Source organism: Atopococcus tabaci DSM 17538 (assembly GCF_000429585.1).
In the GTDB taxonomy this organism is placed as follows: Bacteria; Bacillota; Bacilli; order Lactobacillales; family Carnobacteriaceae_A; genus Atopococcus; species Atopococcus tabaci.
In genome coordinates, this window is the sequence record NZ_KE386924.1 from 11,646 (window position 1) to 18,975 (window position 7,330).

The 7,330-nt window shown below is 46.0% G+C and carries 4 protein-coding genes, 18 tRNA genes, 2 rRNA genes and 1 riboswitch; of the genes, 2 read left to right on the forward strand and 22 right to left on the reverse strand.

The genetic code is table 11. The annotated features are described in order from the left end of the window. A partial coding sequence (locus G470_RS14620; RefSeq protein WP_169720342.1) for a glucosaminidase domain-containing protein occupies positions 1-1,754 on the reverse strand: 1,754 nt, incomplete at its 3' end. Positions 1,755-2,042: 288 nt separating this feature from the next. Between G470_RS14620 and mnmM the strand changes: the two genes are divergently transcribed. Beyond that, on the forward strand, positions 2,043-2,612 hold the full coding sequence (gene mnmM, locus G470_RS0112070) for a tRNA 5-(aminomethyl)-2-thiouridylate-methyltransferase MnmM (protein WP_035445719.1): 570 nt from the start codon (positions 2,043-2,045) through the stop codon (positions 2,610-2,612). Between the two features lie 37 nt (positions 2,613-2,649). Here the strand turns inward: mnmM and metK are convergent, their stop codons facing one another. After that, a complete protein-coding gene (gene metK / locus G470_RS0112075; protein ID WP_028274998.1) occupies positions 2,650-3,837 on the reverse strand; it encodes a methionine adenosyltransferase in 1,188 nt (395 codons plus the stop codon). Beyond that, positions 3,835-3,920: riboswitch (SMK box riboswitch) on the reverse strand. It overlaps the preceding gene by 3 nt. A gap of 113 nt (positions 3,921-4,033) precedes the next feature. Between metK and G470_RS0112080 the strand changes: the two genes are divergently transcribed. Beyond that, the gene (locus G470_RS0112080; protein ID WP_028274999.1) at positions 4,034-4,849 is read left to right on the forward strand and encodes a hypothetical protein; all 816 of its coding nucleotides are present in this window, start codon (positions 4,034-4,036) and stop codon (positions 4,847-4,849) included. Positions 4,850-4,989: 140 nt separating this feature from the next. Here G470_RS0112080 and G470_RS0112085 read toward each other — a convergent pair. From G470_RS0112085 to G470_RS0112180, 20 genes are all read right to left on the reverse strand, one after another. Next, positions 4,990-5,060: transfer RNA gene (locus G470_RS0112085), tRNA-Gly, on the reverse strand. A 6-nt stretch (positions 5,061-5,066) separates the two neighbouring features. After that, a tRNA-Asp gene (locus G470_RS0112090) sits at positions 5,067-5,139 on the reverse strand. Between the two features lie 12 nt (positions 5,140-5,151). Next, positions 5,152-5,241, reverse strand: a tRNA-Ser gene (locus G470_RS0112095). A gap of 47 nt (positions 5,242-5,288) precedes the next feature. Further along, positions 5,289-5,360, reverse strand: a tRNA-Glu gene (locus G470_RS0112100). 16 nt (positions 5,361-5,376) lie between these two features. Continuing rightward, positions 5,377-5,466, reverse strand: a tRNA-Ser gene (locus G470_RS0112105). Between the two features lie 27 nt (positions 5,467-5,493). Then, positions 5,494-5,567, reverse strand: a tRNA-Ile gene (locus tag G470_RS0112110). 9 nt (positions 5,568-5,576) lie between these two features. Next, a tRNA-Gly gene (locus G470_RS0112115) sits at positions 5,577-5,647 on the reverse strand. A gap of 7 nt (positions 5,648-5,654) precedes the next feature. Continuing rightward, a tRNA-Asp gene (locus tag G470_RS0112120) sits at positions 5,655-5,727 on the reverse strand. A 12-nt stretch (positions 5,728-5,739) separates the two neighbouring features. Then, positions 5,740-5,812: transfer RNA gene (locus G470_RS0112125), tRNA-Met, on the reverse strand. 24 nt (positions 5,813-5,836) lie between these two features. Beyond that, positions 5,837-5,910, reverse strand: a tRNA-Ile gene (locus G470_RS0112130). 22 nt (positions 5,911-5,932) lie between these two features. Next, a tRNA-Met gene (locus G470_RS0112135) sits at positions 5,933-6,006 on the reverse strand. A 107-nt stretch (positions 6,007-6,113) separates the two neighbouring features. Further along, positions 6,114-6,187 (reverse strand) — tRNA-Pro (locus G470_RS0112140). A 17-nt stretch (positions 6,188-6,204) separates the two neighbouring features. After that, positions 6,205-6,278, reverse strand: a tRNA-Arg gene (locus G470_RS0112145). Between the two features lie 8 nt (positions 6,279-6,286). Next, positions 6,287-6,375 (reverse strand) — tRNA-Leu (locus G470_RS0112150). Between the two features lie 38 nt (positions 6,376-6,413). Next, positions 6,414-6,485: transfer RNA gene (locus tag G470_RS0112155), tRNA-Gly, on the reverse strand. Positions 6,486-6,490: 5 nt separating this feature from the next. Continuing rightward, positions 6,491-6,563: transfer RNA gene (locus G470_RS0112160), tRNA-Thr, on the reverse strand. A gap of 45 nt (positions 6,564-6,608) precedes the next feature. Next, positions 6,609-6,681, reverse strand: a tRNA-Lys gene (locus G470_RS0112165). A 6-nt stretch (positions 6,682-6,687) separates the two neighbouring features. After that, a tRNA-Val gene (locus G470_RS0112170) sits at positions 6,688-6,760 on the reverse strand. Positions 6,761-6,783: 23 nt separating this feature from the next. Next, positions 6,784-6,899 (reverse strand): 5S ribosomal RNA (gene rrf, locus G470_RS0112175). 89 nt (positions 6,900-6,988) lie between these two features. Next, positions 6,989-7,330 (reverse strand): 23S ribosomal RNA (locus G470_RS0112180); the annotation flags it as partial.

Consider the following 7,330-nt stretch of genomic DNA (forward strand, 5'->3'; position numbering starts at 1 on the left):
GCAGACTTAATTTGCGCCACGGTTGTGCCATAACGAACCGCCAAGCCGGACAATGTGTCACCCGATTTCACAATGTGCACTACATTTTCAGTTGGTTTATCTGTTTCAATCGGTTGCTCCGGCTTAGGTTGTGCTGGTTTTGATACATTATCGGAAGTATCGACAATATCAAAACGAGTCAAGTTGTAGGCTTCGATGATGCCGTTCAGCTTAGCAGCATACGTCGGATCGGTTGCATATCTGCCTTCCAACCATGCAGTCGCATCACGATAGCTTGTTGTGTTTTCAAGCCACGTTCCTGCATAGTAAGTCCGGCTCCACGACAAACCGTTCCTCAGCAACTTCGCGTTGTCTTCGAATGATTCCGCATAGGACGGATATTTCTTGAACGCTTGCGGCAATCGAATCCAACCCGTACTTGTACTGTACTCATTCGTGTACATGGTCACAGACTCTCCATTGTACCGACCTTTAATCCCAAACATATTGTGGTTAGGAGGAGATGACAACGAGCTCTTGCCATAGCCGCTTTCCAAAGATGCTTGCGCAATCATTACGGAAGCATACAATCTGTACTCTTCAGCGACTTTAGAAGCAAACGGTGTAATCGTTTCGATAAACTCTGCTGGAGTTTGCTTTTTGTTTAACTCTTTGTCATTGATGTCATTCGGATTGGCCGCCGGCGTTTGAGAAACAGGTTTGTTGATGGACAAGATTTGTCCTACTTTAATGACATTTTTGTTGCTCAATTTGTTCAATTCAGCCAATCGATCAGCCGTTGTACCGTATTTGGCAGCGATGTTGTTCAAGGTATCGCCTGACTTAACGGTGTACAGAATGGTTTCGTCTTCTTTTTTCTCTTCAGCTTTTTCCTCTGTCTTTTTCACAGATGAAGTCGTAGTTTTTTCTGCTTTAACAGATTCTTTTGTCTCTGCTTTTTCTTCTGGAGAAGTAGTTTCAGGAGCACTCTCTTCTACCGGAGTAACCTCTTCAGCGGCTTTCGGAGCCACAAAGATTTTCGGCTCAACAACAGCTTCTTCTGTTTCCACTTCTACTTCTACTTCTTCTATTTCTGGTGCTTCTTCTACTGTTTCCTCAGACTCTTGGATATCTTCTTCCGCAACTGGTGTTTTTCCAAAAACAGGATCTACAATAGCTTCTGCATCTGAAACAGCTGCAGGTTCTTCTGGTTGCTGGTCTGCTTCTTCTGCGTCAGTCTCTTGTGTGTCAACTGCTTCAGCTTGGACTTCGACAACTTCAGTTTCTTCTTCAGGAACTTCAACGTCCATTTCAAGGTTTTCCAAGAAGTCGCTGTCAACCAATCCAGATTCGATGGCTTTTACGAGAAGGTCTTCTAAGTCTTCCGCAGCCAACTCTTCCAAGTTCACTTGCTCCAACATGTCTTCTGTCAAGACTCGTTGAAGTTCGTAAATCAACTGTTCACGGATCAACAGCTCTTCTTCTTGTTCTTCTTCAGAAAGAACGTCTCTTTCTTCTGAAACTTCTGCCGTTTCAACTGCTTCTTCTGTGCCTTCCACAGTTTGCGCAGATTCATTTGTGATTTCATTGACCAATTCGTTTTCTTCGGGTTTCTGTGCAGCCTCTTCTGCGTAGACAGCTTCTGAAACAAATGGAAAAGCTGTCATACCTGCTAATGCACTTACTCCTATAGCAGCAGCTTTATGTACGTTAAATGACGAAGGAGTGTTCTGTGACGGGTTCGTTTTTTCTTTTGGCAAATTGTCGTTGTTCATTTAGTTGACGTCTCCCCCAATACTTTCTCTTAAAATTCTTATTGTGATATACTGAAAAAGGAAACAGTATAAAAAAACAACCGTTCTAATCCAGTACTGGAATGTTACTTAGCCTTACTCTGTCATCCAACGAACGGCAAACGGTGTTATGTATATCATTTCTTTACTGTGGTATCATTATACTTCTTTTTCAGTTAAATTTGAATAACCTTTACCAATATCTATTATTTGTAATATTTCCGTAAAAACAACATTTGTTATTGAAATATTAAAAAGCAGGTGATTTTTATGCTCTCAGCATTGCGCTTCAGCCATGAATTGTTAAAAGAAACTGTTGGAAAAGGCGATTCCGTCGTAGATGCAACAGTCGGAAACGGAAATGACACCGTTCTACTCGCCAGTTTGGTGGAGAAAACCGGGACTGTATATGGGTTTGACATCCAGCAGCAGGCGATCGATAACACCCGCCAAAAGCTTGTACTGACAGGTTTAGCCCCTCAAGTCAAACTTTTTCACCAAGGACATGAAACCATCTCGGACGTAGTGGAAGAAAGCACAGAACTTTCTGCGGCTATATTCAACTTAGGGTACCTTCCAAAAAGTGACAAGTCCATCGTCACCAAACCAGATACTACCTTGAAAGCTTTCGATGCCGTTCTGCCACGTCTTCGTATCGGCGGGAAATTGATTGTGGTCGTATACTACGGACACGAAGGTGGAGATGCCGAAAAAGATGCGGTGCTGCACTATATGAAAAATCTGCCTCAAGAAGATTATGACGTTCTTCAATACGGCTTCATCAACAAAACCAATGCTCCACCCTTCTTGCTCGCAGTAGAAAAGAAGAAACAAAACTAAAAACACTCGCCGAGATTTTCGGCGAGTGTTTTTTTAATTACTTGCTGACAAATTCGCGCAAGGCGTCCACTTTATCTGTGTGTTCCCATGGCAAATCAATGTCTGTACGACCAAAATGCCCATATGCAGCCGTTTGCTTGTAGATCGGGCGTTGCAAATCCAACATTTTGATGATTCCCGCCGGGCGCAGGTCAAAGAGACTGCGGACAGCTTCGATCAATTTGGATTCTGATACCTCGCCGGTTCCGAATGTATCCACTGAAATAGATACCGGCTCTGCCACTCCAATGGCATACGCCAACTGGACTTCACATTTTTGAGCCAAATTAGCTGCAACAATGTTTTTGGCAATGTAACGGGCTGCGTAGCTTGCAGAACGGTCCACTTTTGTCGCATCTTTTCCGGAAAAGGCTCCTCCACCATGACGAGCATACCCGCCATAGGTGTCTACAATGATTTTACGTCCTGTAAGACCGGCATCACCTTGCGGCCCTCCCACTACAAAACGCCCGGTTGGGTTAATGTGGTACTTGGTCTCATCATCCAACAAGTTTTCTGGAATGGTTTCGTAAACGACTTGTTCCATAATGTCTTTTTTCAATTTCTCATACGGAACATCCGGATGGTGCTGCACACTGATGACCACTGTATCCACGCGAAGCGGTTTTTCGTTTTCATCGTATTCTACCGTCACTTGTGCTTTCGCATCTGGACGTAAGTACGGAATGATACGTTTTTTACGCAACTCAGTGATTCGGCGTGTCAATGCGTGACTCAACGAAATCGGCAGCGGCATTAATTCAGGTGTTTCGTTTACCGCAAAACCAAACATCAATCCTTGGTCTCCTGCACCGATTTTACTTAGTTCATCTTCTGTAGAATCTCTGAACTCAACGGAATCATCCACACCCATGGCGATGTCTCCGGACTGTTCATCAATCGAAACAAGAACCGCACATGTATCAGCGTCGAAACCAAATTTTGCACGCGTGTATCCTACTTCACGGATGGTATCGCGGGCAATCTTTTGCATATCTACATATGTGGACGTGCTGATTTCTCCAGCAATCATCACTAAGCCGGTTGTTACCAACGTTTCACACGCAACACGTGCATCTGGATCATCTGTCAATATCGCATCCAAAATCGCATCGCTGATTTGATCGGCTAATTTATCTGGATGTCCTTCCGAGACAGATTCGGAAGTAAATAATTTTCTTTCCATTCAGGTTGTTCCCCCTTAATATAGTCGGTTACAAGGCTTCTCCGCTTTTGCGGATCCTATCGGGAATCCATTTGCAAACCGTACCCATTTTACCATAGAATTCCCAAATTCCCTATAGCTTGTTGTCATTCTTCCTGTTCTTTTGGAATATGGTACAATAGACTCCAGATATGTTGTTCCCAAAGGAGCGGTTATTTTGAACATGATACATATAAAAAAAATAAATTTTTGGCTTTATCACCCTGTTTTACATACTTTTCTTTTGCCTGTTGCGCAAACTTTATTCGGGGCGGCATACGCTGCCCGCTTCACGTCTTTTCAATTCATTCCGTATTTAGTGATATATGCATTCCTGTTAATTAATAAATTGCTAGAAAACCAACTGACAAAACAAGCGTCTTCTATGGATAACTTTTTTCCAAAGTTAAACTTGTTTTTGGAAGCGTTGAATGTTCTGTGCCTTCTCTACTTCTATTTACACGGGTCCATCTTGATGATTATTTTTCCGCTTATCTATACTCTTGTCGTCCATTTTCAGTATATGTTTTTGGCATATGATATGGCCCTGTTGGCGTTAAGCATTCTGGCCTTCTTCAAAGGAGTGGTGATTCAAGCAATTGTATTTTATGCATCATTGACCTTCTTGCCTTCTGCTCTCTTGCTATGGTCTTTGCCGATGTTTTTCCCACTGTTTCTTCTGGAAGCCAACCGTTGGGAGCAGATGGTGACTACCGAAAGCCCTGCGCTTACCAAGCACTTTCCATCGAGTGTTTCTTTATTAAAAACATACGCATCTCCTCGCAACCGTATCACACTTCTGCTTTCCTTATTAATTGGAATTGGTGTGTTGAGCAGGCAGGCTGGCTGGTGGGCTCTCTTTTTGCTGATTTCACTGGTCAGTTTTGGTTCTCGTTCTTCTAAAAGATCCAACAAAATGGCGTTTCATCTATTCCTCATCTGTTTTTCAACATTGTATACAGTAATCTGGCTTGTGCACTATATTCCCAGATAACACTCAACCCATATTTAATACATTCTTGGAAATTGCAAGAGCGACGGCAATTTTCAAGGGTGTTTTTGTCTCTTTTCATTATTTAAAATACAAAAGAGCTACAATGGATTACTCCATCGTAGCTCTTTCCTGATTTGCGAAGCGGGTGAGGAGAATCGAACTCCCGACAACAGCTTGGAAGGCTGTGGTTTTACCACTAAACTACACCCGCATAAGACGGTCCCGACGGGAATCGAACCCGCGATCTCCTGCGTGACAGGCAGGCGTGATAACCGCTACACTACGGGACCTATATATGTAAAAGGAGGATAAGGGATTCGAACCCTTGCGCGCTTTTACACGCCTGACGGTTTTCAAGACCGTTCCCTTCAGCCGGACTTGGGTAATCCTCCAGATGTTTCAACTTTTCAGTAAAAAAGTAGCAGCCATAAGCTGCTAATGACCCGTACGGGATTCGAACCCGTGTTACCGCCGTGAAAGGGCGGTGTCTTAACCACTTGACCAACGGGCCAGCATAAAAATGAAAACGGAGAAGGAGGGATTTGAACCCTCGCGCCGGCATAAGCCGACCTACAGCCTTAGCAGGGCCGCCTCTTCAGCCTCTTGAGTACTTCCCCATAACTAATTGTGTTTTTCTCTTACAATGGGCCTAAGTGGACTCGAACCACCGACCTCACGCTTATCAGGCGTGCGCTCTAACCAGCTGAGCTATAGGCCCTAAGTACTAAGCGGGTGAGGAGAATCGAACTCCCGACAACAGCTTGGAAGGCTGTGGTTTTACCACTAAACTACACCCGCATAATGACGGTCCCGACGGGAATCGAACCCGCGATCTCCTGCGTGACAGGCAGGCGTGATAACCGCTACACTACGGGACCATGTCGTTGCAATTGCGGGGACAGGATTCGAACCTGCGACCTCCGGGTTATGAGCCCGACGAGCTGCCAGCTGCTCCACCCCGCGATAATAGTATTCAATTTCCAAAAGTGGACCTTGCAGGATTCGAACCTGCGACCGGACGGTTATGAGCCGTCTGCTCTAACCAACTGAGCTAAAGGTCCTTCATTACTCATTGATTCGGTATAGCGGCGGAGGGAATCGAACCCCCGACCTCCCGGGTATGAACCGGACGCTCTAGCCAGCTGAGCTACACCGCCCTGTGAAATAAACCAATGATGAATGAAGTGTTGCGGCGTATGCCGCTGTCCTCCTGCACAAACAGGCACTCTATCAGTTGAACTAAAGGTCCCACCTATGATGGAAATCGGGAAGACAGGATTCGAACCTGCGACCCCCTGGTCCCAAACCAGGTGCTCTACCAAGCTGAGCCACTTCCCGTTAATTAAATGAAACAACGCACCCTAGAGGAGTCGAACCTCTAACCGCCTGATTCGTAGTCAGGTACTCTATCCAATTGAGCTAAGGGTGCAAATCAAATGGTGCCGAGGGCCGGAATCGAACCGGCACGGTGATCACTCACCGCAGGATTTTAAGTCCTGTGCGTCTACCTGTTCCGCCACCCCGGCCTTAATCACCAAGTTATTCTCGGACATTCTTTGCGAGAAGCGGAAGACGGGATTCGAACCCGCGACCCCCACCTTGGCAAGGTGGTGTTCTACCACTGAACTACTTCCGCAACAGTGCCGGCTAAAGGACTTGAACCCTCGACCCTCTGATTACAAATCAGATGCTCTACCAACTGAGCTAAGCCGGCATACTCTCTTCATGCGCCCTTCGTCCGCTGGGAAAAAGAACGCGATGAGTCATGCAGGATTCGAACCTGCGACCCTCTGATTAAAAGTCAGATGCTCTACCAACTGAGCTAATGACTCGCTGAGTGGAGGCTAACGGGCTCGAACCGCTGACCCTCTGCTTGTAAGGCAGATGCTCTCCCAACTGAGCTAAGCCTCCGTATCAAAAAAACAAACCAATCTGCGCGGCAGCGTCCTGCTTTCACAAAGGGAAACCCTTCACTATCCTCGGCGCTGGGAAGCTTAACGGCTGTGTTCGGAATGGGAACAGGTGTGGCCTTCCCGCCATCGCCGCCGCACAAATTGATTCTGGTTTGAAGGATGATTCCTTCAAAACCGGACAGAACTCCTCAACCAAAAACCTTTCACACGTACCCTCAACCACTTCGTGGTTAAGTCCTCGACCGATTAGTACTGGTCCGCTCCACTTATCGCTAAGCTTCCACTTCCAGCCTATCAACCTGATCATCTCTCAGGGGTCTTACTCACTTAAAGTGATGGGAAATCTCATCTCGAGGGGGGCTTCACGCTTAGATGCTTTCAGCGTTTATCCCTGCCACACATAGCTACCCAGCGATGCCAATGGCTTGACAACTGGTACACCAGCGGTGTGTCCATCCCGGTCCTCTCGTACTAAGGACAGCTCCTCTCAAATTTCCAACGCCCGCGACGGATAGGGACCGAACTGTCTCACGACGTTCTGAACCCAGCTCGCGTACCGCTTTAATGG

Coding starts and splice junctions, on each gene's coding strand:
- mnmM (WP_035445719.1), top strand. CDS start 2,043: ATGCTCTCAGCATTGCGCTTCAGCCATGAATTGTTAAAAGAAACTGTT.
- metK (WP_028274998.1), bottom strand. CDS start 3,837: ATGGAAAGAAAATTATTTACTTCCGAATCTGTCTCGGAAGGACATCCA.